The 22,554-nt window shown below is 66.0% G+C and carries 22 protein-coding genes; 13 read left to right on the top strand and 9 right to left on the bottom strand.

Features of this window, described 5'->3' with window-relative positions; genetic code table 11:
* The first annotated feature begins 17 nt into the window (after positions 1–17).
* The 3 genes from KF715_10520 to KF715_10510 are packed head-to-tail and all read left to right on the top strand — an operon-like array spanning position 18 to position 3,509.
* On the top strand, positions 18–1,763 hold the full coding sequence (locus KF715_10520) for a putative Ig domain-containing protein (GenBank protein ID MBX3737115.1): 1,746 nt from the start codon (positions 18–20) through the stop codon (positions 1,761–1,763).
* A 25-nt stretch (positions 1,764–1,788) separates the two neighbouring features.
* Positions 1,789–2,898: a hypothetical protein gene (locus KF715_10515; GenBank protein MBX3737114.1), complete on the top strand. Its 1,110-nt coding sequence runs from the start codon at positions 1,789–1,791 to the stop codon at positions 2,896–2,898.
* Between the two features lie 2 nt (positions 2,899–2,900).
* Positions 2,901–3,509 (top strand): PEP-CTERM sorting domain-containing protein, encoded by a 609-nt coding sequence (locus tag KF715_10510; protein ID MBX3737113.1) that lies wholly within the window; start codon positions 2,901–2,903, stop codon positions 3,507–3,509.
* A gap of 297 nt (positions 3,510–3,806) precedes the next feature.
* Here the strand turns inward: KF715_10510 and KF715_10505 are convergent, their stop codons facing one another.
* Both KF715_10505 and KF715_10500 read right to left on the bottom strand, forming a co-directional pair.
* Positions 3,807–4,499 carry a lipid-binding SYLF domain-containing protein gene (locus KF715_10505; protein MBX3737112.1) on the bottom strand — a complete coding sequence of 231 codons (693 nt, stop codon included), beginning with the start codon at positions 4,497–4,499 and terminating at the stop codon, positions 3,807–3,809.
* A gap of 103 nt (positions 4,500–4,602) precedes the next feature.
* Positions 4,603–4,977 carry a metallopeptidase family protein gene (locus tag KF715_10500; GenBank protein ID MBX3737111.1) on the bottom strand — a complete coding sequence of 125 codons (375 nt, stop codon included), beginning with the start codon at positions 4,975–4,977 and terminating at the stop codon, positions 4,603–4,605.
* A 182-nt stretch (positions 4,978–5,159) separates the two neighbouring features.
* On the opposite strand from KF715_10500, the gene KF715_10495 reads away from it, so the two are divergent.
* From KF715_10495 to KF715_10475, 5 genes are all read left to right on the top strand, one after another.
* Positions 5,160–5,597, top strand: coding sequence for a hypothetical protein (locus KF715_10495; GenBank protein ID MBX3737110.1), 438 nt, complete (start codon positions 5,160–5,162; stop codon positions 5,595–5,597).
* 144 nt (positions 5,598–5,741) lie between these two features.
* Positions 5,742–6,971 carry an NAD(P)/FAD-dependent oxidoreductase gene (locus tag KF715_10490; GenBank protein MBX3737109.1) on the top strand — a complete coding sequence of 410 codons (1,230 nt, stop codon included), beginning with the start codon at positions 5,742–5,744 and terminating at the stop codon, positions 6,969–6,971.
* A gap of 191 nt (positions 6,972–7,162) precedes the next feature.
* Positions 7,163–8,110 carry an AEC family transporter gene (locus KF715_10485; GenBank protein ID MBX3737108.1) on the top strand — a complete coding sequence of 316 codons (948 nt, stop codon included), beginning with the start codon at positions 7,163–7,165 and terminating at the stop codon, positions 8,108–8,110.
* Between the two features lie 70 nt (positions 8,111–8,180).
* Positions 8,181–8,696: a hypothetical protein gene (locus KF715_10480; GenBank protein MBX3737107.1), complete on the top strand. Its 516-nt coding sequence runs from the start codon at positions 8,181–8,183 to the stop codon at positions 8,694–8,696.
* A gap of 100 nt (positions 8,697–8,796) precedes the next feature.
* Positions 8,797–9,534, top strand: coding sequence for a TerC family protein (locus KF715_10475; GenBank protein MBX3737106.1), 738 nt, complete (start codon positions 8,797–8,799; stop codon positions 9,532–9,534).
* A gap of 174 nt (positions 9,535–9,708) precedes the next feature.
* Here the strand turns inward: KF715_10475 and raiA are convergent, their stop codons facing one another.
* Positions 9,709–10,065: a ribosome-associated translation inhibitor RaiA gene (gene raiA / locus KF715_10470; protein ID MBX3737105.1), complete on the bottom strand. Its 357-nt coding sequence runs from the start codon at positions 10,063–10,065 to the stop codon at positions 9,709–9,711.
* A gap of 189 nt (positions 10,066–10,254) precedes the next feature.
* Here raiA and KF715_10465 point away from each other — a divergent pair, with 189 nt between their 5' ends.
* The 5 genes from KF715_10465 (at position 10,255) to KF715_10445 (ending at position 15,364) form a co-directional block, all read left to right on the top strand.
* The gene (locus tag KF715_10465) at positions 10,255–10,767 is read left to right on the top strand and encodes a thioredoxin family protein (GenBank protein ID MBX3737104.1); all 513 of its coding nucleotides are present in this window, start codon (positions 10,255–10,257) and stop codon (positions 10,765–10,767) included.
* A 74-nt stretch (positions 10,768–10,841) separates the two neighbouring features.
* Complete coding sequence (locus KF715_10460) at positions 10,842–11,846, top strand: AAA family ATPase (protein ID MBX3737103.1); 1,005 nt, start codon at positions 10,842–10,844, stop codon at positions 11,844–11,846.
* Between the two features lie 8 nt (positions 11,847–11,854).
* The gene (locus tag KF715_10455) at positions 11,855–12,463 is read left to right on the top strand and encodes a hypothetical protein (protein ID MBX3737102.1); all 609 of its coding nucleotides are present in this window, start codon (positions 11,855–11,857) and stop codon (positions 12,461–12,463) included.
* Complete coding sequence (locus KF715_10450; protein MBX3737101.1) at positions 12,460–13,506, top strand: Gfo/Idh/MocA family oxidoreductase; 1,047 nt, start codon at positions 12,460–12,462, stop codon at positions 13,504–13,506. The genes KF715_10455 and KF715_10450 overlap by 4 nt, the downstream gene beginning before the upstream one ends.
* A 52-nt stretch (positions 13,507–13,558) precedes the next feature.
* Positions 13,559–15,364 carry a DUF885 domain-containing protein gene (locus KF715_10445; GenBank protein MBX3737100.1) on the top strand — a complete coding sequence of 602 codons (1,806 nt, stop codon included), beginning with the start codon at positions 13,559–13,561 and terminating at the stop codon, positions 15,362–15,364.
* Between the two features lie 154 nt (positions 15,365–15,518).
* Here KF715_10445 and KF715_10440 read toward each other — a convergent pair whose 3' ends face one another.
* The 6 genes from KF715_10440 to KF715_10415 form a co-directional block, all read right to left on the bottom strand.
* Entirely contained in the window at positions 15,519–15,953 is a 435-nt protein-coding gene (locus tag KF715_10440; protein ID MBX3737099.1) for a hypothetical protein, read from the bottom strand.
* Positions 15,950–19,102 (bottom strand): efflux RND transporter permease subunit, encoded by a 3,153-nt coding sequence (locus KF715_10435; protein MBX3737098.1) that lies wholly within the window; start codon positions 19,100–19,102, stop codon positions 15,950–15,952. Before KF715_10435 ends, KF715_10440 begins: the two co-directional genes overlap by 4 nt.
* Positions 19,103–19,123: 21 nt before the next feature.
* On the bottom strand, positions 19,124–19,897 hold the full coding sequence (locus KF715_10430; protein ID MBX3737097.1) for a hypothetical protein: 774 nt from the start codon (positions 19,895–19,897) through the stop codon (positions 19,124–19,126).
* Positions 19,894–21,171, bottom strand: a complete 1,278-nt coding sequence (locus KF715_10425; protein MBX3737096.1) for a TolC family protein — start codon at positions 21,169–21,171, stop codon at positions 19,894–19,896. The genes KF715_10430 and KF715_10425 overlap by 4 nt, the downstream gene beginning before the upstream one ends.
* Positions 21,172–21,292: 121 nt before the next feature.
* Positions 21,293–21,691 (bottom strand): hypothetical protein, encoded by a 399-nt coding sequence (locus KF715_10420; protein ID MBX3737095.1) that lies wholly within the window; start codon positions 21,689–21,691, stop codon positions 21,293–21,295.
* A 60-nt stretch (positions 21,692–21,751) separates the two neighbouring features.
* The gene (locus KF715_10415) at positions 21,752–22,480 is read right to left on the bottom strand and encodes an RNA methyltransferase (GenBank protein MBX3737094.1); all 729 of its coding nucleotides are present in this window, start codon (positions 22,478–22,480) and stop codon (positions 21,752–21,754) included.
* Between the last annotated feature and the right edge of the window lie 74 nt (positions 22,481–22,554).

The following is a 22,554-nucleotide window of genomic DNA, read 5'->3' as shown; positions in this document are numbered from 1 at the left end:
TCACCTCTTTTCCTCACATGATTTCGCTCTCCGCCCGTTTCGGTGCCTTGAGATTGCTCGGGCTCGCCCTCCTGTGTGTGGGCTTCGCGACCGCCGCTCGCGCCGTGGACCTCGTCCTCGCCGCGGGCCAGGCCGGCGTCGCCTACACGCCTTACACCATCGTGACGGATCCCCCGGCCGCCAACGGCACGGTCTACTCCGCCACCGGTCTGCCCAGCGGCATGTCGATCAACGCCTCCACCGGCACCATCTCGGGCACGCCGCTCGTCGACGGCGTGTTCACCGGCACGATCTCGCTCGATGACGCCGGCACGATCAACAACTTCACGTATTCGCTCACGATCGACGCCGCCCTCGGCGTCTCGCAGGTCTCGAGCGAACTCACCGCTCTCGGTGCCGTCGGACAGGATTTTTCGTATCTGATCACGGCCACCAACTCCCCGCAGAGCTACAACGTCGGCACGCTGCCCGCCGGCCTCACTTACAGCGCGGGTGCCATCTCCGGCCAACCCACCACCGCCGGCACCTACAACGTCAGCCTCAGCGCCAACAACGCCACCGGCACCGGCCCCTCCGTCACCCTCGTTATCACCGTCGAGCCCTCCGGCCCCGTGCCGACCATCAGCGGCCAATCCTCCGTCACCGCGGATCTCAACATTGCCCTCAATTACCAGATCACCGCCTCGAATTCCCCCACGAGCTACGGTGCCAGCGGCCTCCCCGTCGGCCTCTCGGTCGACACCTCGACCGGCGCCATCACCGGCACGCCCACCGTCGGCGGTATCTTCACCGCCACGCTCACCGCCAGCAACGGCAACGGCGCCAGCGCGGCCTTCCCGCTCACCTTCGTCCTTGGCCCGGTCGCCGTCGTCAACAGCGCCACGACCCTCACCGGCTACTCCAGCATCGCCATCACGCCCTACCAGCTCACCGCGACCAATTCGCCGACGGCCTTCAACGTCGGCACGCTCCCCGCCGGCCTCAGCTACAACTCCACCACGAAACAAATCACCGGCACGCCCGCCGCCGCCGGCACGACCAGCGTGACCATCTACGCCAACAACGCCATCGGCCGCGGCCCCGACTTCACCCTGTCGGTTCAGATCACCGCGTCCGCCACGCCGCAGATTACCGCCCAACCCGTCGGCGCCACGAAGAACTACGGCGAAAGCGTGACCTTCTCCGTCACCGCCACCGGCACCCCGACGCCCACTTACCAGTGGAAGAAGGGCGCCTCCGACATCCCGTTGGCCACGAGCGCGAGCTACACCATTCCCAGCGTCACGCTCAACGACGCCGCCGACTACACCGTCGTCGTCACCAACGGCGCCGGCTCCGTCACCTCCGATGTCGCCACGCTCACCGTCAACTCCGGCTACGCCGCGTGGCGCGCCGCCAAGTTCACCGGCGGCGAAGTCGCCGACGACGCCATCAGCGGCACCGCCGCCGACCCCGACGGCGATGGCCTCACCAACCTGCTCGAATACGCGCTCGATCTCGCCCCGAAGGCCGTCTCCAGCAGCGGCCTCCCCGCCGTCGCCAAGACCGCGACGGATTGGACGTTCACCTATTCGCGCCCGGCGGACCGCCCCGACATCAGCTACACCGTGCAATATTCGACGAACCTCTCCACGTGGTCCTCCGCCGGCACGCACACGCGCACCGCCACCGGTGCGACCGAAACCTGGCAAGCCTCGGTGCCGCTCGGCACCGGCTCCGCCGTCTTCTTCCGCCTCAAGATCGATTACCCGGCCGCACCGTAACGCCTCAGGTATTTTCCTACTCAGCATGAAAACCTTTCGTTTCATCCGCAGGAATTCGTTGCACTTGCGCGAGTATTTCGACTTGGATGAGTCCGTGCGTAAGCTAGCCGCCCTTCTAGCCCTCTCGGCCACTGCCGCCTTCGCGGCCGACGTCGCCTACACGCCTCCCGTGGGTGGGATGCAGGTCTCCATCAGCCCCGGCACCCGCTTTTCCGGAATGAGCTTGGTGAACGCTGCCGTGTATCGCGGCGTGGTGGCCAGTGTCTCTGGCAACACCGTTACGCTCACCGGCAGCGGCGCGAACGTCGGGGCGGCGTTGACGACCGGCACGGCTTATTACGTCGAATTCACTGCCGGCCCGACCAGCACCTACGTTGGCGATCGCTTCGATGTCGATGTCGCGGCAACACAGACTTCGGCGAACGGCTCGATTACGGTGACCCTCGCTCAGCGCGGCACCTTGGCCTCCGTGCCCGACACCGCGAGCCTCGCCGGTTACTCGTTGGTCATCCGTCCGCACGTGACCATCGGCCAGCTCTTCGGAACGAAGGATAATCAGCTGATGCAGGGGACAACTAGCGTATCTACTGCTGATCAAGTCCGCTTCCTGAATCCTCAAACCCAAGCTTGGGAGATCTATTACTTTCTCAAGAACCCCCAAGGCACCATTGCACAGTGGACCAAGTCCGGTGGCGGCAATACGAATCGCGATGGTGAAGTCATTGCGCCCGGAACAGGTTTCGTCGTTGCGCGAAACGCAGCGACCCCGGTTACACTCACATGGCTTGGAGAGATTCGAACCAATAGTTTCTCGCAGCCACTGGCTGCTGGGAAAAATCTTGTCGCGCAGCCGTGGCCTACTGACCAATCCCCCCTACAGCGTTTGATGAGCGTCGCGAATGGAATGCAGGGTGCTACCTCGGTCAGTTCGGCCGACAAGATTCTGCTCAACGAGAACGAAATCTATAAAATCTATTACCTGTTGCGAAACGCGAACGGCAGCATTGAGCAGTGGACTCTCTCCGGCGGTGGCAACACCAACCGCAGCGCTGAATCGCTTTTCGGTGCCACTGCCGGTGTGATTATCCAGAAGATTTCCCAAGATTTGAATTACAGCGTCCCTTACATCTATTGAAAATGAGCACAAAAAAAATAGGCCTCGTATTCCTTCTTCTTGGTCTCTCCCGCCTTTCGGCTGTTGAGATATCCTTTTCGTCGAGCGCATTTGAGGTCGGCAAGACGAGCACCGGAGCGGACCTTACGAACGGCTTCACCTTCAGCATCGGATCATTTGGCGCTTTTTCGCCTACCGCTCTGAACACGGCTAGTTGGGCAGCAAATTTCACGACAATCGCCACCAACGGGTCCACGCCTTGGGATGATCTTTTCACGCACTTCGATGGAACGGCCACGTTGTCTTCCAACGCAGGTGCGTTCGCGACATCTAGTCAGGCCTACATTTGGGGTTACAACACGACCACGATCACCAACGGGGTTACGGAATGGGTGCTCTTCACCAATAACACGTGGCTGTTCCCGGCGAGTTCCTCTCCCGACCCGACGATCTGGACAGTGGATGATGTTGGGACGACCGCGGTGGTTGGAACTTTGAACCCTTCAGGAAGCAATATCTACATTCAGACTGCGGCGATCACCAGCGCCGTCCCGGAGCCCGCGACCTATGCGGCGGTTCTCGGTCTGCTCGCGGTTGGCTTGGTCGCTTACCGTCGTCGCGTCGCCGCCTGAGCGGAGCACCACGTTCTTTCTCCGAATCCCGCACCGCTTGGTGCGGGATTTTTTTGTGCCCGCCCGGCGCGCCCGAACACAGCACCTTTGTCAATTCCGCGGCCAGAGCGTCGTGCGCCCGCAGCTCGCGGTTGCTGTAGTCGTGTCGACTCGCGTCATTCGCGGGAGGCTTCTGCGTGGCGCCGGGCACAGCTGGCCGCCCCTCAATGGCGCGGCACGCTTCCGGATTGCCCAACAAAAAAACCCGCCGATCATCGGCGGGTTCGTGAGTGGGTGAAGGGATACTGCGGCGGCGGTTCAGCGGCTCGTGAGGCGCGCCACGTAATCCATGATGAAGCGCGTCTCGGCCGGCGGCGTGGTCCAGTCGGAGAACAGCAGCTCGGGCAGGCGATTGTTCGTGTTGTAGAAAACACGGTTCGCCTCGTCGTTGGGCTGCATGAAGCCGGTCTTCACGGCGGCACCGAGGTAGTAGCCTTCCTGGAGCGAATAGACGAGGACGTTGGCCCCTTCGACCAGTTGCTTGTTCACCGCCTCGCGCTCGCCGCCGCGGACGCCGGCCATGGCCTTCGCTTCGGCGCCGAAGTTGAAGCGGCTCTTGAGGAGCAGGCGCGCGGTGGAGTCGTCGAGGAGCACCATGACGGTGTTGACGGCCTTCACGCCGGCCTGGAGACCGAAGGAGGCTTCACCGGCGCGGAGGAAAACCGGAATCGACCACTTGCCGTTCGGGCGGCGCACCAGGGCGACGGCGTAGCCGTCCTTGATGCCGAGGAACAGGCCGGCCTGCACTTGGTTGACGATGACGATGCCTTGCGCGCGATGAAGGATATCGGCCGGGATGGCGGTCTTCGTGCTCGATTGCAGGTCTTGCAGGATGGCCTCGCACGTATCGAGGCGCTCGACGAGCGTCTCGCGTTTGATCGTGACGGCGTGCGCGCCGACGGCGGCGGCGAGCGTGGCCAGGAGGACAAAGGCGTTGAGGAGCTTCTTCATGTTGCTTGGTCGGGGGCGGCCTATGCGGCCGGACGACGGAGGGTTAAACACAATCGCAGAAGGAATGAAAGCGAAGATTGGGTGAGGTTCCCGAGTGAAAGCACTATTCTAACCCGCGTTGCGCGACCTCATCCTCGTCCCAGCCCAGATAGTGCCCCAGTTCGTGCAGATAGGTAAGGCGCACCTCGTCGCGGAAGATGCCCGTGTCGCCCTCCGCGTAGTCCCAGAGATTGTCGAGGAACAACAGGATTTGCGGCGGCAGCGGCGCGTGGTCGTCGCGCAATTCGCCGCCGTGCTCGTGGCCGACGAAGAGGCCGAGGATGTCCGGCTCCCAACCCTCAGCGAGGATGGCGTCGTTCGGCGCGGTCTCGTAGCACACGGGCACCGCCGCCGCCACGTTGCGCACTTCGGCCGGCAGCCGGCGTTGCGCCGCGGCCACGGTCTCCTGGGCGATACGGACAAGAGCGGGGAATTGCACGCGGCACACAGAAGCCCCGAACGATCGCCGGCGCAATGGCGGAGGCCGGCTACGCTGGGCAAACCGCTGCGGTTACGCCGCCGGGCCAGTTTTTCGCCAAGAAAAAGATGCCCGTGGCTGAAACGATCGCGCGCCGCACGCGTCTTTGCCCCCTGTAGCCCGAATTCAACGAACCCAAAATCATGAAACGTTCCACCGAAGTTCTGCTGTTCGCCGCCGCCCTCGCGGTCGCCACTGTCGTCCCCAACCTCAACGCGCAAGACGGTCCGAAGGGCCCGCGCGGAGATCGTCCGCCGCGCGGCGAAATGCTCGGCGCCCGGATGGCCAAGGAGCTTGGCCTCTCGGAAGACCAGGAGAAGCAGATCAAAGCCATCAACGAGTCGTATCGCCCGCAGCTTGAGGCGATCCGCGAAGACAAAAGTCTCTCCCGCGACCAAAAGCGCGAGAAGTCGCAGGCGCTGAACAAGGAGCGCGAAGCCAAGGTCGATGCCGTCCTGACGCCCGAGCAGCGCACCAAGGCCCAGGCCATGCGTGAGAAAATGAAGGAGCGCATGAAGGATCGCAAAGGCCACGGCGGCCCCGATCACGACGGCCCGCCGCCGCCGCCCGAGGGCAAGTAAGTTTTTTCCGCTTCCTACCAACACGCGAAACATGCGGTAGGTTTGCTAGTGTGTGCAGTTGGCGCCGCGATCCAGGGGTGGGTCGCGGCGCCCCTTTTTTTCGCCTTGGACAACCCCGCGCGCGCGACGCACGCTGCGCCCTCCATGAATGAGCGGCAGGTCAGCGTGGTCGGCGGCGGTGCAGCGGGATTCTTCGGCGCCATCGCGTGCGCCGAGGCGAATCCCGCCTGCCGCGTCACGCTCTACGAAGCGACGGCGCACACGCTCGCGAAGGTGAAAATCTCCGGCGGCGGACGCTGCAACGTCACGCACCACTGCTTCGAGCCGCGCGACCTCGCGAAGCGCTACCCGCGCGGCGGCCGCGAGCTCACCGGTGCGTTCAGCCGCTTCCAGCCGCGCGACACCGTCGAGTGGTTCGCCGCGCGCGGCGTGACGCTGAAAGCCGAGGCGGACGGACGCATGTTTCCCGTCACCGACAATTCGCAGACGATCGTCGACGCGCTGCTCGGCGCCGCGCGGAAGGCCGGTGTCGTCGTGCGCCCGCAATGCGGCGTGAAGAGCGCGCTGCGCGTGCCGACCAGCGGCGGCTTCCATCTCGAGCTGACCACGGGCGAGGAAGTGACGACCGATCGCCTGCTGCTCGCCACCGGCGGCAACAAGTCGAACGCCGGCTTCGCGATCGCGCAGTCGTTCGGCCACCACCTCGAGACGCCGGTGCCGTCGCTGTTCACGTTTCACATCGACGATCCGCGACTGAAGGATCTCGCCGGCGTTTCCGTCGAGGACGCCGCGACGGCTGTCGCGGGCACCTCACTCAAGGAACACGGGCCGATGCTCGTGACGCATTGGGGACTGAGCGGCCCGGCGGTGCTGAAAATTTCCGCGTGGGGCGCGCGCTTGCTCGCGGAGCGCAATTACCAATTCGCTTTGCGGGTGAACTGGGCGCCGAAATTCAACGCCGAGACCGCACGCGCCGAGCTCGAGCGCGCCCGCGGCGCGGAGCCGCGCAAGCAGGTCACGACGTGGAGTCCGCTCGGCGTGCCGCTGCGTCTGTGGGAGCGGCTCGTCGTCGCCGCCGGCATCGCGGCCAACGCGCCGTGGACGAGCGTGGGCAACCCGGCGTTGCGCGCGCTGGCGGCGCAGGTGACCGAGGCGGAGTTCGCCGTGAAGGGAAAGAGTTTGTTCAAGGACGAGTTCGTGACTTGCGGCGGCGTGCGGCTGAGCGAGGTGGATTTCAAGCGCATGGAAAGCCGCCTAGTGCCCGGACTGCATTTCGCGGGCGAGATGCTCGACATCGACGGCGTGACCGGCGGTTTCAATTTTCAAGCGGCGTGGACGACCGGCTGGCTCGCCGGCCGCGCGATGGCGGAGTAGTTCGGAGGACGGAGCGGCGTTGCGTGAGGTAGGGCGGGACCGCTGGGCCTGCCGAGAACGCGATGCCGCGCCAGCGGCGGCTTCAGCGTCTCGCCCTACCGACGAACCGCTTTCGGCTACTGCACGCACAGCGCGATTGAATTTCCATCCCTCGTTCTCTGTTCTCCGTCTTCCACTTTCCATCCAACTTGATGACCAGCTACGCTCAACTTTTCGCGACCGTGCTGCCGGTGTTTCTGGTTGTCTTGCTCGGCATCGGCCTTCGTCGGATGGGGTGGGTGAAGGCGGAGGCGGAGGAGAGTTTGTTCAACGTCGTGATCAAGGTCGCGACACCGTGCCTGATCTTCGACTCGGTGGTGGGCAACGCCGCGCTGCGCCAGCCGGGTAACCTCCTGCTCGCGCCGCTCGCCGGTTTCGCACTGACGCTGGCGAGCTTCGGTCTCGCGCTGTTCGCGGCGCGGGCGATCGGACTGCACGTTGGCACCGGGTTGCGGACGTTCGGCCTCGCGGCTGGGCTCGCGAACTACGGCTACCTGCCGCTGCCGATCGTCGACGCGATGTGGGGCGGGGAGGCGCGCGGCTTGCTCCTGACACACAACATGGGCGTCGAGGCCGCGATCTGGACCGGCGGCGTGCTCATCGTGAGCGGCCTCGGTTTGCGCGAAGGTTGGCGGCGGATTCTCAACGTGCCGCTGTTCGCGCTGCTGGCGGCGCTGACGGTGAATCTGACCGGTCTCGGGCCGCTGATTCCCGGGCCGGTGATGAGTGCGGTGCACGCGGTCGGGCTGATCATGATTCCGCTCGGGCTGATCATGACCGGCGTGAGCATCCAGCCGCATGTCGGCGAGTGGGGGAAACTCATCGCGCCGCGCGTGCTGCTCGGCGCGGCGGCGGTGCGGCTGCTGGTGTTGCCCTTGTTGTTTCTCGTGGTGGCGAAGTTCGGGCCGTTTTCCCCGGAGCTGAAACGCATCCTCGTCATTCAGGCGGCGATGCCTTCGGCGGTGATTCCGATCATCATCGCCCGCGTCTACGGCGGACAGCCGCTCGTCGCCGTGCAGATCGTGCTCGGCACGACGGCGGTGGGATTGTTCACGATTCCGTTTTGGATTCAGACCGGACTCGCTTGGGTGGCGCCGTGACCGGCGCATGACGTCCGGCATGACTTTCGACACTGGGCGCGAACCGTGCCGTCGTGTAGGCTGAGGCACCATGAACGAGAGCGCTTCGACTTCCTCTTCCGGTGAAATCCGCCGCGGTCGCCTGGTGGCTGGTGGCGTGTTGCTCGCGGTGGCGCTGGCCGCACTCGCGGCGCCGTATTTGCCGCCGGGTTTCGCCGGGCGTGCGTTTCTGCCGTTTCTCGGCGTGGCCTTCATCATCTGGGCCGCGCTCACGCGCAATTGCGGTCTGCTCGTTCCGGGCGGCGTGTTGCTGGGCGTCGGCATCGGCGCCTGGCTGCAGGCGAGCTACGGCCCGGCGGCTTTCCTGTTCTCCCTCGCCGGCGGGTTCCTGCTGATTTCGTTGCTGTCGGTGCTGATCTTCGGGCCAAAAACCCGCAGTGGCTGGACCGTGTTTCCGGCCGGCGGTCTGGCCTTCGCCGGCGTGGTCGTGAGCGGCGGTCCCGAGGTGCGCGATTTCCTGCGGACGATGCAGCACTACTGGCCCTACGCGCTCCTCGTGGTCGCGCTGGCGCTGATCGGGTCGGCGCTCCGCAACCCGAAAACCTGACGCACACGCACCGCCGGAGACGCGGGGAGAGTTTTCGCCGATTTTTCCAACGCGCGACACGTTGACGCGCACGGCGGCGTGCGGCTGACTCGCCGGCATTATGTTCGAATGGCTCAGCGACCCGCAGGCGTGGATCAGCCTGCTCACCTTGACCGGGCTCGAGATCGTGCTCGGCATCGACAACGTCATTTTCATTTCCATCCTCGCGGGCAAATTGCCGGCCGCGCAGCAGCCGAAGGCGCGGCAGACGGGCCTCAGCCTCGCGCTGATCACGCGCATCGCGCTGCTCGCGAGCATCGCGTGGATGGCGAAGCTCACGAGTCCGCTCTTCAGCGTGCTCGGCCACGGCATTTCCGGTCGTGATTTGATCCTGCTCCTCGGCGGCCTGTTCCTGCTTTTCAAAAGCACGCACGAAATCCACGAGAAACTCGAGGGCGAGGAGGGTCACGCGTCCACGAAAGTCGCGGCGTCGTTCGCCAAGGTCATCGTGCAAATCATGCTGCTCGACGTCGTGTTCTCGCTCGATTCCGTCATCACGGCCGTGGGCATGGCGCAGCACCTCGCGATCATGATCGCCGCGGTGATCCTCGCGATGGGCGTCATGTTGCTCGCGGCCGGCGCGATCAGCGACTTCGTGAACAAACATCCGACGCTGAAGATCCTCGCGCTGTCGTTCCTGCTCCTGATCGGCACGACGCTGATCGCCGAGGGCATGGGCTTCCACATCCCGAAAGGCTACGTCTACTTCGCCATGGCGTTCTCGTTCGGCGTCGAGATGTTGAACCTGAAATTGCGCAAGAAGACGCAGCCGGTCGCGCTGCATCAGCCGTATCGGTGAGGAACTGAGGTTGGTGGCCAGCGCCCTTGGGCGCGCGCCAGCGCGCTGCCTACATGAGGCGCGCGGTGAGGCGCGTTGAGATTCAATGCGCTTCACTTGCGCCAATAAAAAAGCGCGACCCGCAGGCCGCGCTTCGAATTTCATGCGACGTCTTTCCGTGGCGTCGCGGCGCGCTCAGACTTTGCCGTGCAGCACGTCGGGCGCCTGGCGATCGGAGTCGTTTCGGACGTGGACGCGCTTGGCGTGACGCTCGCGGATGAGTTTGTCGAGTTTGTCGACGACGAGGTCGACCGACTTGTAGCCGTCCTCGCTCGTGGCGGAGGCGACCAGGTCCGGGCCGTCGATTTCCACCTGCGCCTTCGCGATGAAGCGCTGCTCGGGGGCCTTGGTGTCGTGGAACTCGAGGTCGAGCCGGATGCGGATGATGTGCGAATTATGGCGGAGCAGGCGCTCGGCCTTTTCATGCATTGCCTGGGTGAGGGCGGGAGTGAGGGTGAGGTGGATTCCGCGAACGTGGATTTTGTCGTTCATGATTTTGGGTTGGGGAAGTGAGGGAAGTAGACACTAGCTGGGTTGCGACGGGCATGAAATTACAACGTCTTCCGGTGATTCAAGGCTCGCTGATGCCGGAAATCGGCGAACCTGTTAATGGGGGTTCCCGGCGAATTGGTGATTCACTCGGCGCTGGCGAAAACGCCTCGACCGCGCATCTTCGCCCGCATGATCCGTCCCCTGATCGCTTGCCTGTTCCTTTCCGTGGCTGCGCTGCTGCGCGCCGAGGCCCCGACCGCACCGTCACTGCCGCCGCTCGAGCAGGAGGTCGGCGAGATCGTCGCTGGTCCGCACGTCACGATCGTGCATTTCTGGGCGCCGTGGTGTCCGAATTGCCGCGCGGAGATGACGCCGGATGGTTGGACGAAATTCATCGGCGCGAACCCCGACGTGAAGTTCGTCTTCCTCAATATCTGGCATCGCGGTCTGGACCCGGCGCCCAAGCTCGCCGCGGCCGGCCTCGGCACGCAGCCGAACCTCAAACTGCTCACCCATCCCAATCCGACTTCCAAGGCCGGTCCGGAGCGCATGAACGCGTTTCTTGGCCTGCCCGTCACGTGGCTGCCCACGACGTGGGTCTTCCGCGCCGGCCGGCTCCGCTACGCGCTCAACTACGGCGAAGTCCGTTTCGACCTGCTGCAGACGCTCGTGAACGACACGAACGAGAAGTGGAACCACTGAGTCGCACATGAGCGCGGTGGCGCGGATGGTTTCTGCCATTTACTTCGCCCAGTCTATCGTGACAATTCCGCGCTATGCTCCGGTCGTTGCACATTGAGAACTTCAAGCGCTTCCGCTCGCTTGATGTCCCGCAATTCAAGCGGGTGAATCTCATTTCCGGCCGCAACAACACTGGCAAAACCGCGCTGCTCGAGGCGATCATGCTGCTGCTGGATCACAGCGGGAAATTCGGCAATCTACCCGCTATTTTCCGGAACGCAGCTAATCTAGGCGACCAAGATCAAAATTTCTGGAAATGGCTTTTGCCCAATGGTGATGAGTCAGCTCGAGCCCTGCTTTTGGGTAAAACGGAACGCCACAGCAGTCCGTTCGCAGTGCAGATGTTCAATTTCAATTCAACAGGTCGTAATTGGCCGAGAATACCTGGTTTTTCCAATGCGCAGCAAATCGGGTCAATAGGCTCTATGGTTGCGCACCAAGTGAACGAGGCCGGGCACATGGTGGTAAACCCACTGTCCGGATACCGGGTCTCCGCCCTCTCCACCCGCCCGAGTGACCCGCAGCAGGACGCCGCGAATTATGACCGTGTCGTCCTGAAGAAAGGCGCCGAGGCACGCTTGGAAAAGCTCCTCCGCAAACTCGAGCCACGCCTGCTCTCCGTCCGTTCGATCAAGCCCCACGGGGCTTCGCTCATCTACGTCGATCTCGGCCTCGACGAGAAAATCCCCGCCGTCCACCTCGGCCAGGGTTTTAACCGGCTGCTCGCGATCTACTCCGAAATTCTCGCCTCCGGCAGCAACGTGCTGCTGATTGACGAGATCGAGAACGGCATTCACCACGAGATTCTTCCGGATGTCTGGAAGGGTATCCGCGAGCTCGCCGAGTCCGAGAACATCCAGGTCTTTGCCACGACGCACAGCTGGGAATGCGTGGTCGCGGCGCACGAGACCTACGCCGAGACGCTCGACTACGATTTCGCGCTGCACCGCATGGTCGAGGTCGAGGGCGAGGTGTCCGTCCAGACCTTGGGCAAAGAAGCCCTGGAAGCGTCCATCAAGGGGCTCATCGACGTCCGTTGATCCCGCGCATGGCCGGTCTGCTCAAATCCATCGACCGGCCTTCCGTTTTGCTTGTGGAGGGCAAGACTGGCGAATGGTTCTTCCGCAACCTGCTCGGGCATCTCGGGCGCGATGGCACGCAAATCGTGGACTTCGGCGGTGTTTCCCAGCTCGCGGGCATGATCGCTCGCGTGGGCACCGATCCGCGTTTCCGTCAAACCGGCCGTCGGCTCGCCATCGTTCGCGATGCGGAGAAAGATGCAGCGGGCGCCTTTCAGAGCGTTGCCCACGCGTTGGAGAAATCGGGGCTCACTGCACCGGCCGCGCCGGGCGCGTGGACGGAGGGCGCGCTGTCCATCGGCGTCTTCATACTGCCCGACAATCTCTCTCCCGGTATGATCGAAACTCTGTGCCTGTCTGCGGAAACCGCCGCCCACCGTGGATGCGTCGGGCAATTCGCCGCCTGCATGGCCGCCCAAGGTGCACCGGTAGCGGGCGACAAGGAAACGATGCAGGCGCTGCTCGCCATCGCCGGGGTAGGCAACCCGCAAGTCGGTGCTGCCGCCCGCCAGAGCTACTTTGACTGGAATTCCCCTGCCTTCGCGAGCTTGTGGACGTTTGCCTCCGCACTGGAATGAACGCGGCACCGTCTACCTCGGGCGAGCCGAAGAAACTCCGCTGGGGACTCATCGCCACCGGGCGTATCGCACGAAAGTTCGCGGAGGAGCTTCCCTCCTCGCACACCGGTGAACTCGTCGCGGTCGGCAGCCGCTCGCCCGAGGCGGCGGAGAAATTCGCCGCGGACTTCGGCGGCGTGCGCGCGCATGGCAGCTACGCGGCGCTGCTCGCCGATCCGGATGTGCAGGCCGTCTACATCAGCCCGCCGCACCCGGCGCACCTCGAGTGGGTCGAGCGCGCCGCCGCCGCCGGCAAACACATCCTGTGCGAGAAGCCGCTCACGTTGCGCCTGGCCGATACGCAGCGCGCGATTGCCGCGGCGCGCGCCGGCGGCGTGTGCCTGATGGAAGCGTTCATGTATCGCTGTCACCCGCAGACCGACCGGATCGCGACCTTGCTCGCTGACGGGGCCATCGGGCGGTTGCTGCTCATCCGGGCGGCCTTCTGTTTCGACCGTGCCTTCGATCCCGCCCACCGGCTGTTCAACCGCGCGCTCGGTGGCGGCGGCATCCTCGACATCGGTTGCTACCCGGTTTCCTACTCGCGCCGCATGGCGGGTGCGGCGCTCGGCCGGCCTTTCGCCGAACCGGAACAGTTCAAGGCCGTCGGCCATCGCCTCGCCGCCACCGGCGTGGACGACTACGCGGCCGCGGTCGCGACCTTCCCGGGCGACGTCGTGGCGGAACTCTGCTGCGGCACCACGCTGCGTCGCGAGGTTGCCGTGCGCCTTCACGGCGAAGCCGGCTGGATCGACGTGCCGGCGCCATATCATCCCGGCGGCTGGGACGGCGCGGATACTTTCACCCTGCATCGCGCCGGGCGCGACCCGGAGATCGTCCGCTCGGAGACGACGCAGAAACTCTACGCACTCGAAGCCGACGCGCTGGCGCATGCCGTCGCCGCCGGTGCGCGCGAAGTGCCCGCCATGACGTTCGCCGACTCGCTCGGCAATGCCGCCGTGCTCGACGACTGGCTCGCGCAGGTCGGCGTCAGCTACGATTGACGTTGGTCGACGCACGCTTGCCGAGCGCGGTCCCGCACGACACGGTCGCGGAATGCGAATCCCCACGTTCCTCCTGGCCGCCGCGCTGACCGCCGCGAGCGCGAGCGCCGCCTACACGCCTGACCAGATCAAGGCCGAATCCGCCAAGGCCAACGCGCTGTTCGAGCGCTTCTTCGACGAAGGTGTCGCGCGCAGCCCGATGCTGGCCACGCAGCTCGGCCTCAAGACCAACTACGATCAGTGGGACGACCTCTCGGAGCAGAAGGCGCTGGAGGATCTGTTGCTCGGCGTGCAGCAGCTCGCGGAGCTGAAACGCTCGGTCGATTTCGAGTCGCTCGACGACCAGACCAAGACCAGCTACCGCCTCTACGTGCGGCAGGCGGAGGATGCGCTCGAGGGCTGGCGCTGGCGTTATCACAGCTACCCGCTCAACCAGATGTCCGGCCTGCACTCGGGCGCGCCGGCGTTTCTGATCAATTTCCATCGGGTCGACACCGTCGCCGATGCGCGCGCCTACATCGCGCGCCTGCGCGGCATGACGACGCTCCTCGATCAACTCTCCGCCAACGTCGAGGTGCGTGCGGCCAAGGGCATCATGCCGCCGAAATTCGTCTACGGCCTCGTCATCGAGTCCTGCCGCGAGGTGATCCACGGCGCGCCCTTCGATGGTTCGGCGCAGGCCAGCGCGCTCTGGGAGGACGCGCAGGCGAAAATCGGCGCGCTCAAGGACGCCGACGCCGCGACCAAGGAGAAACTCGTCGCCGACGCGCGCGCCGCGTTGCTCGAAAACGTTCAACCCGCCTACACCAAGCTCATCGCACTGCTCGAGCGGCACGAAAAAATCGCCACGACCGACGACGGCGTGTGGAAGCTGCCCGACGGTGGCGAATACTACGCCTTCATGCTGCGGCAATCGACGACCACGCACATGACGCCCGAGCAAGTGCACGAGCTCGGCCTCCGCGAAGTGGCGCGCATCCACGGCGAGATGCGCGCGATCATGCAGCGCGTCGGCTTCAAGGGAGATTTGACCGCCTTCTTCGCGCATCTCCGCAGTGACGACCGGTATTACTATCCGACCACGCCCGAGGGCAAAGCCGCCTACATGAAGCGCGCCAACGAGATCATCGACGCGATGCGCGCGCGCCTCGACGAGTTCTTCGGCGTGAAACCCAAGGCGCCGCTGCTCGTGAAAGTCGTCGAGCCGTTCCGCGAAAAGGGTTCGGCCGGCGCATTCTACGAGGAGCCCGCGCCCGACGGTTCGCGCCCCGGCGTCTATTACGTCAACACGATCGACATGCGCGGCGTGCCGATCTTCGAGATGGAAACGCTCGCGCACCACGAGGCGATTCCCGGCCACCACATGCAGATCGCCATCGCGCAGGAACTCGATGGCATCCCGCGTTTCCGCCGCTTCGGCGGCAACACCGCCTACGCCGAGGGCTGGGCGCTCTACGCGGAGTATTTCCCCAAGGAATTCGGTTTCTACCAGGACCCGATGATGGACTTCGGCCGCCTCTACGACGAGCTGCTGCGCGCCGTGCGCCTCGTGGTCGACACCGGCCTGCACGCGAAGCACTGGACGCGCGAGCAAGTGATGGACTACTTCCGCCAGAACACGCCGAATCCCGAGCGCGACATCTTCACCGAGACCAACCGCTACATCGTCTGGCCCGGCCAGGCGACCGCCTACAAGGTCGGCATGTTGAAGATCCTCGAGCTGCGCGAACTCGCGAAAAAGGAACTCGGGCCGAAATTCAGCCTGCGCGACTACCACGACCTCGTGCTGAAAGACGGTGCGCTGCCGATGGATCTGCTCGAGGAAAACGTCCGCGCCTGGATCGCACGCCAGAAGTAGGGCAGGTCTCCGACCGGCCCCAAAACGCCACACGCAGCGCACCGTCATGCGCTGAGATCGCTGGGTAGCCCGGCCTCTCCGAGGACGGGTTCAAAGCACCCGCGCCCGGAAGTTGCGGGCTACCTGAAGCGACGCGTCGGAATGTGGCGCATGGCTACGAGGCCGCGCGCTGCGCCCAATGCGCGCACGCGCCGTCGTGCGCACGGACTTCGACCTGCGCCGTGGTCGGCGGCAGCGGATCGAGCGGCACGCGGTAACTCGCGGCTGCCGGCGGCCGGTTGTGCAGCGAAATCTCACCGGGCGTGAAGCTCGCGGCTTGTGTCCGCAGGATGCGCCCCGCGCTGTCGCGCAGGGTCACGTCGAGATGCGTCGTGGCGGTGGTGGTGGCATCGAGTTTGCGGTGCACATAGCCACGCACGACGAGCGTGCCGTTGTCGCGTTCGAGCCAGATCTTGTCGATCAGCACGGACGCGGAGTCGACGCGAGCGAGTTTCAGGTGGGCGACGTCGGACGGCGCGCGGAACGGCGTGGCGCAGCCGGCCAGCAGCGCGAGTCCGAGCGAGAGAAGGGAGAGTCGATGCGTTCTCATGCGGAGGGTTCTTGGTCTTGGTTGCGCTCGAGCCGCTCGTAGAGGGCGGGCAGGAGCACGAGAGTGAGGAACGTGGCGCTGACGATTCCGCCGATGACGACGGTCGCCAGTGGTCGCTGCACTTCGGCGCCCGCGCCGCTCGCCAGCGCCATGGGCAGGAAGCCGAGCGAGGCGACGAGCGCGGTCATCAGCACCGGGCGCAGCCGCGTGAGCGCGCCTTCAACGACGGCGTCGCGCACGCTGCGGCCGGCCTCGCGCAGCTGGTTGAAGGTGCTCACGAGCATCAGGCCGTTGAGCACCGCCACGCCGCTGAGCGCGATGAAACCGATGCCGGCCGAGATCGAAAACGGCAGGTCGCGCGCCCAGAGCGCGAAGACGCCGCCGGTCACGGCGAGCGGGATGCCGGTGAAAATCAGCAGCGCCTGCCGCAGGCTGCCGAACGCGGCGAAGATCAGCAGGAAGATCACCGCGAGCGCCGCCGGCACGATGACGCCGAGGCGCGCGCGGGCTTCCTGCAGATTCTTGAACTGCCCGCCGAACTCGATCGTGTAGCCCGGCGGCAGCTTTATCTCGGCGGCGACTTTGGCTTTCGCCTCGGTGACGAAGCTCTCCACGTCGCGCCCACGCAGGTTGACCATGATCGCGGCGCGGCGCTGGCCCGACTCGCGCGCGATGGTGTTCACCTTCTCGTTCACGACGAAATCCGCGACCTGACCGAGCGTGATGACGCCTTCCTCGTGCAGCGAGCGCAGCGGCAGGTGCTTCAACTCGTCGAAGGCCGCGCGCAGGTGCTCGGGCAAGCGCACGACGATCGGGTAACGACGATTGCCGTCGACGATCACGCCGGACTCGTGCCCGGCGAGCGCGGCGGAGACCGTCGCGTTCACCTCGCTGGCGTGGACGTTGTAGCGGGTCATGGCGTCGCGCCGGAGTTTGATCTCCAGCATCGGCGCCTTGCCGAGCGCGTCGAACTCGACGTCGGCGGCGCCGGGCACACGCTCGAGGATTTCGCGCGCTTCGGACGCGATGCGTTCGATCTCGGCGTAGTCTTCGCCGAAGACCTTCACTGCGATGTCGGCGCGCGTGCCTTCGAGGATTTCGTTGAAGCGCATCTCGATCGGTTGAGAGAACAGATACGCCTGCGCCGGGAAGCGCTTGCCCAGCTCGAGCGCCATGCGGGTGGCGATTTCGTCCTTCGTCGGCGTGTGGCCGTGTTCGTCCTTCGGCCATTCGCTGAGCGGGCGGTAGAAAATGTAGGTGTCGGCGACGTTCACGCCCATCGGGTCGGTCGCGACTTCCGCCGTGCCGATGCGCGAGAATGTGTGCGTGATCTGCGGAAATTTTACGCGCAGCACCTGCTCGGTCTGTTCCTGCATCGTCACGGCGGCGTCGAGTCCGATGCTGGTTGTGCGGATCATGTGCGCGGCGAACGAGCCTTCGTCGAGCTGCGGCACGAACTCCGCGCCGAGTCGGGTGAACACGACGACCGCGAGCGCGAAGAGCGCCAGGGCGCCGCCGGCGACGAACCAACGGGCGCGCAACGCGAACGTCAGCACGGGCCGATAAACGGCCTTGGCACCGCGAATCGCGAAGTTGTCGTGCTCGGCGATGCGGCCGCGCAGCAGGTAGGCGCAGAGCACGGGCATGAGCGTGAGCGCCAGCACGAGCGCGCCGACGAGCGCGAAGATCACTGTGAGCGCCATCGGCTGGAACATTTTCCCCTCGATGCCGGTGAGCGTGAGGATCGGCACATAGACAATCGTGATGATGAACACGCCGAAGAAGGTCGGTCGGCCGACTTCTTTCGCGGCGGCGAGCACCGTCTCGAGTCGCTCGCTGAAGTTCAGGAGCCGGCCAGCGTTGTGCTGTCGCTCGCCGAGACGGCGGACGATGTTCTCCACCATGACGACAGCGCCGTCGATGATCAGGCCGAAGTCCACGGCGCCGAGGCTCATCAAGTTGCCCGAGACGCCGAAGCGCACCATGCCGGTGATCGCGAAGAGGAACGACAGCGGAATCGCGAGCGACACAATCAGCGCCGCGCGCCAGTTGCCGAGCAGAGCGAGCAAGACCACGACGACGAAAATCGCACCCTCGAAGAGATTCTTCTCCACGGTCGCAATGGTGCGGTCGACGAGATCGGTGCGGTCATAGACGGTCTCGAGCGTCACGCCGGCGGGGAGGCGCGGCTTGATTTCCGCCAACTTCTCCGCGACGCGCCGGGCGACGATGCGGGAATTCTCGCCGGAGAGCATGAGCGCGGCGCCGAGCACGGCTTCGCGGCCGTTGTGCGTGGCGGAGCCGGTGCGCAGGCTGGAGCCGATGCCGACTTCGGCGACGTCGCGCACGAGCAACGGCGCGGCGGCGGCGCCGCGGAATTTCAGCGGGAGATTCGCGATCTCGGCCGCGGTTTGCACGCGGCTGTCGGCGCGGATCGCGATCTGTTCGCCGCCAATCTGCACGGCACCGCCGCCGGCGTTCTCAACGTTCTCAGCGATCACGTCGGCGAGATCGTTGAACGTGATGCCGGTGGCGAGCAGCGCGTCGGGACGCGGCAACACGACGATCTGCTTCTCATAGCCGCCGGAGGCGTTGACCTCGGCGATGCCGGGCACGGTGCGAAGCGCGGGCTTCACCACGAAATCGTGGAGGAGTTTCAGCTCTATCAATTGCTCGGCGCGCGTGGCGGGTTTGTTCGCGGCGTCGGGCGCGTAGTCGACGACGTAGTAGAAAATCTCGCCGAGGCCGGTCGTGATGGGCGCGAGCTTGGGCGAGAGACCGGCGGGCAGTTCCTCGGCGGCGCTTTGCAGGCGCTCGCTGACGAGTTGGCGCGCGCGGTAGATGTCGGCGCCGTCGGCGAAGACAAGCGTGAGCTGCGAGAGGCCGGTCTTCGAGAGCGAGCGGAGCTCCGTCATGCCGGGCACGCCGCTCATCTCCATCTCGAGCGGGAAGGTGACGAGTTTTTCGATTTCCTCGGGCGCGAGGCCTTTGACCTCGGTGTTCACCTGAACCTGGACGTTGGTGATGTCGGGCGTGGCGTCCACTGGCAGGTGGAATGCGGCCCAGATGCCCGCGCCGAGCAGCGCGAGCGCCCCGAGCAGCACGAACACGCGCTGCCGCAGGGAAAAATTCAAGATGCGGTCGATCATGGAAGAATTGAAGAGAAGGTTTTAGTGGCTGTGGCCGCCGCCCTTGGTCAGGCGCAGCTCGGTGAGCCAGAGATGTTCGACGGCGGACGTCGCGACGGTGTCGCTGGCGCCTAGGCCGTCGGCGATCGCGGTGAAACCGTCCGCGTTGGCGGCCGGAGTCACGGCGGTGCGCGACCAGTGTTCGCCGCGCTGCACATAGACGAAGACGCCGGTAGCGGTGCGCAGCACGGCGGCGTCGGGCACGCAAAGCACCTCGCGCGGAGGCGCGCGAAGCTCGAGCGCATGAGTCGAGCCGACCGGTGGATTGCCGGAAACGGTCACGACGAGTTCGATCTGGCCCAGCGCATTCAAGGTGTCGCGATGCGCCGCGAGGATGCGCGGATCGCTGGCAAAGGTTTCAGCGATGGCGACGGGCACGAACGCGCTCGCGCGCGCGGGCGGACCGGCGTCGAAGACCGTGGCGGTGATTTCGCTCCGTGCCGCCATCGCGCGCGTTTGCACGCGGGCGGAAGTCAGGCCGATGGCGGCCGCGGTTTCGGGGGCGAGTTCGAGGCCATGGTCGGCCTCGAAGCGCGCCGCGGTGCCGGCTTCCTCCTCGTGGTCATGATCGTGGTCGCGTTCCTTTTCGTGATCGTCGCCGCCCTTCGCTTCGGCGGCGTGATCGTGCGCGGGTTCGCTCTTGGACTCTTTGCCGTGGTCGTGCCCGTCGTCGTGGGAGTGCGGCTGGCCGCAGCCCGCGAGCGCCAGCGCGACGCCGAGGGCGAGCGCGAGCGGGAATCGGAAGACTGCGTTCATGGACGCACCTCCGCGTCGACCAGCGTGACGCCGGTCAGCAATTCGAGCGCGCCGGCGGCGTCGAGGGCGTCGAGGCGCGTTTGGCAAAGCGAGTCAATCGCCTCGAGGTAGGAATTCTGCAGTTCGACGTAGGTCGCGATCGGCACGGCGCCGAGACGGTAGTGCCGGTCGGCGAGGTCGGCGGCTTCGCGGAATTTTTTGGCGGCGTCGGGCGTCCAGTCGGCCGCTTCGGCGGTCTTGGCGGCGTAGCGTTGGGCGGCAATGAGGACCTCGCGCTCGAGGTTGCGTTGCGCGACGAGCACCGCGGTTTCGGCCTGGCGTCGGCGCGCCTCGGCGGCGACGACGGTGGCTCCGGCGCGGCGGCTCACCGGCAGCGGCAGCGAGAGGCCGACGCCGACGGTGCGCTCGCGGTCGCCGGCGCTTTCCTGCGTAACGTAGGGGCTGACGGTGAAGCTCGGCCGGCGTTCGTGGTGCGCGAGCGAGACGGCGAAGCCCTGCTGTTCGAGCTCGAGCTTGGCGGAGCGGAACTCGAAGTTGTTTTCGCGCGCCGTGACGAGCAGCGCTTCGCGCTCCGGCGCGGCGGCGAACCGCTCGGCGTGATCCGCGATCGCGAGCGGGGCGTCCGCGGATTGTCCGCGCAGCTGGTTCAGCTCGGCGAGCGCGGCGTGCAGGGAGAGTTGCGCGTCGGTGGCGCGGCGCTGGAGGGCGAGTTCCTGCGCCTCGAGGACGCGCGTCTCCAGCAGCGGCGTGATGCCGCCGGGATCGCGGGCGAGGAAGAGGTCGCGCAGCGCGCGGTAGCGCGCGGCGACTTCGGCCGTGGCGGCGGCGCGCTCCTGCGCGGCGTGGAGGGAAAACGCCAGCACGCGCGCGCGTTGCGCGAGTGCGGCGCGGAAGCGCGCGAGGCCGAGTTCGGCCAGGGCGACGTCGCGGTTGGCGACGGCCTTGCGGAGCGCGAGGCGGCCGGGCCAGTCGAAGGTTTGCGCGATGGACGCGGACCACACCGCGCCTTCGCCCGCGAGCACGCCGGCAGAGTCGTGCACGCGCTTGCGGCCGGTTTCGACGGTGAGCACGGGATTGTCGCGCGAGCTGGCGGCGGTGAGGCCGGCTTGAGCGGCGTCGATCTCGGCGGTGTAGTGCGCGAGTTCGGGGTTGTGGTCGAGGATTTCGGCGACGAGGTCGCCGGTGCTCCGCGATGACGCGGCGGGCGGAGTGGATTGCGCGTGCGCCGAGGCGGACGCGAGCAGGAGAGCGAGCAGAAGAGACGAAGTTTTCATGAAAGAAGGAAACGGACGTGAGGGGAAATCGCGGCGTGCGGACATGGCACGGCCATGCGGGTGACGGAGAAGCCCGCAGTGCGGGCGCGAGGTTCAGCCTATCCGTTCGCGACGGAACGAATCAGGCGCGGAGCAGGGAAGGGGCGCGCGATGGCGGAGCCATCCGGCGCTCAAAATGCCACACAGGCACCCAGCTCAAATCGGACAGGACGGGCTGGGCCGTCGCAAAACAGACGGGCTCCTCGGCGAGCGGCGCGAGCAGCGCGAGGCAGAGGCAGCAGTCCGGGCAGACCGCCTCGGGCGCGGGGACGTGGACGGCGTCGTCGGTGACGCGATAGGCGCCGTTCTCGAGCGTGTCGCACCCGTCGGCCACGCAGTGGCCGCTGTCATCGGAATCGCAGGCGGCGGCAATGCCGACGTGGTCCAGCACGCCCGCCGCTTCCAGCGTGCAATGCTGCGTGCCCCACAGCCAGAGGGCGAGGGCGAGGCAGGCGAGCGGAAGCGGACGGAGGCGCGGCACTGCCGCGGAAGATTCCCGGACGAGCGGCGAAGTCAAGACGCGCGGCTTGGCGCTTTCGGCTCAGCCGCGAGCGATGCGGCGCAAGTTGTCGCACACGATCGCGGCGGCGACGCCGGCGTTGAGCGACTCGGCGCCGCCGAACTTCGGAATCGTCACGCGCCGGGTCACGCGCGCGGCCACGGCGGGAGAGAGCCCGCGGCCTTCGCTGCCGATGACCACGACGGCTTCGCGCAGCGGCGGCAATGCGTGGACGTCGTCGCCGACGAGATCGCAGCCAAGCACCGGAGCGCCACAGCCGGCGAGCGCGTCGGCGAGCAGCGCGGTGTGCGCAGCGACGCGGGCGAACGAGCCCATGCTGGCGTTGATGACCTTCTGCGAGAAAAGGTCGGCACAGTCGGGCGAGAGCACGACGCGGTCGAAGGCGAACCAGTCGGCGATGCGCAGGAGCGTGCCGACGTTGCCGGGGTCCTGGATGCCGTCGAGCGCGAGCGTCAGGCCCCGGTCGAGCGCGCCGGGCGCGAGCGGCTGACGGACGATCTTTCCGACGGCGAGCACGGTCGAAGGCGTCGGATAATGGCTGAGGCGCTCCATCTCGGTGGGCGAGATGGGCGTGAAGTCCACCGGAGCGCGCCACGCGTCGGTAGCGTAGACTTCCACGAAGGGAAATTTCGCCGCGAGCAGCTCGCCGATGACCTTCTCTCCCTCGACGACGAACAGCCCGAGCGACTCGCGGTGCTTCTTGTCCTGCAGCGAGCGGAGGCGGGCGATCTCGGCCTTGGTGAGCGGCATGAAGCGAGGAGAACGGCTGCGCGGGCGCGGCGCAAATCCGACTTTGCGGGGCGTTTTGTGACGGACGCGTGGCG

Origin of the sequence: Candidatus Didemnitutus sp. (assembly GCA_019634575.1) — a bacterium.
Taxonomy (GTDB): Bacteria; Verrucomicrobiota; Verrucomicrobiia; order Opitutales; family Opitutaceae; genus Didemnitutus.
This window is presented reverse-complemented; position numbering and strand designations above follow the sequence as displayed.

Bases quoted from the DNA above. Each gene is read 5' to 3' on its own strand.
- KF715_10520 (MBX3737115.1), top strand. From the start codon at position 18: ATGATTTCGCTCTCCGCCCGTTTCGGTGCCTTGAGATTGCTCGGGCTC.
- KF715_10515 (MBX3737114.1), top strand. From the start codon at position 1,789: ATGAAAACCTTTCGTTTCATCCGCAGGAATTCGTTGCACTTGCGCGAG.
- KF715_10510 (MBX3737113.1), top strand. From the start codon at position 2,901: ATGAGCACAAAAAAAATAGGCCTCGTATTCCTTCTTCTTGGTCTCTCC.
- KF715_10505 (MBX3737112.1), bottom strand. From the start codon at position 4,499: ATGAAGAAGCTCCTCAACGCCTTTGTCCTCCTGGCCACGCTCGCCGCC.
- KF715_10495 (MBX3737110.1), top strand. From the start codon at position 5,160: ATGAAACGTTCCACCGAAGTTCTGCTGTTCGCCGCCGCCCTCGCGGTC.
- KF715_10490 (MBX3737109.1), top strand. From the start codon at position 5,742: ATGAATGAGCGGCAGGTCAGCGTGGTCGGCGGCGGTGCAGCGGGATTC.
- KF715_10485 (MBX3737108.1), top strand. From the start codon at position 7,163: ATGACCAGCTACGCTCAACTTTTCGCGACCGTGCTGCCGGTGTTTCTG.
- KF715_10480 (MBX3737107.1), top strand. From the start codon at position 8,181: ATGAACGAGAGCGCTTCGACTTCCTCTTCCGGTGAAATCCGCCGCGGT.
- KF715_10475 (MBX3737106.1), top strand. From the start codon at position 8,797: ATGTTCGAATGGCTCAGCGACCCGCAGGCGTGGATCAGCCTGCTCACC.
- raiA (MBX3737105.1), bottom strand. From the start codon at position 10,065: ATGAACGACAAAATCCACGTTCGCGGAATCCACCTCACCCTCACTCCC.
- KF715_10465 (MBX3737104.1), top strand. From the start codon at position 10,255: ATGATCCGTCCCCTGATCGCTTGCCTGTTCCTTTCCGTGGCTGCGCTG.
- KF715_10460 (MBX3737103.1), top strand. From the start codon at position 10,842: ATGCTCCGGTCGTTGCACATTGAGAACTTCAAGCGCTTCCGCTCGCTT.
- KF715_10455 (MBX3737102.1), top strand. From the start codon at position 11,855: ATGGCCGGTCTGCTCAAATCCATCGACCGGCCTTCCGTTTTGCTTGTG.
- KF715_10450 (MBX3737101.1), top strand. From the start codon at position 12,460: ATGAACGCGGCACCGTCTACCTCGGGCGAGCCGAAGAAACTCCGCTGG.
- KF715_10445 (MBX3737100.1), top strand. From the start codon at position 13,559: ATGCGAATCCCCACGTTCCTCCTGGCCGCCGCGCTGACCGCCGCGAGC.
- KF715_10440 (MBX3737099.1), bottom strand. From the start codon at position 15,953: ATGAGAACGCATCGACTCTCCCTTCTCTCGCTCGGACTCGCGCTGCTG.
- KF715_10435 (MBX3737098.1), bottom strand. From the start codon at position 19,102: ATGATCGACCGCATCTTGAATTTTTCCCTGCGGCAGCGCGTGTTCGTG.
- KF715_10430 (MBX3737097.1), bottom strand. From the start codon at position 19,897: ATGAACGCAGTCTTCCGATTCCCGCTCGCGCTCGCCCTCGGCGTCGCG.
- KF715_10425 (MBX3737096.1), bottom strand. From the start codon at position 21,171: ATGAAAACTTCGTCTCTTCTGCTCGCTCTCCTGCTCGCGTCCGCCTCG.
- KF715_10415 (MBX3737094.1), bottom strand. From the start codon at position 22,480: ATGCCGCTCACCAAGGCCGAGATCGCCCGCCTCCGCTCGCTGCAGGAC.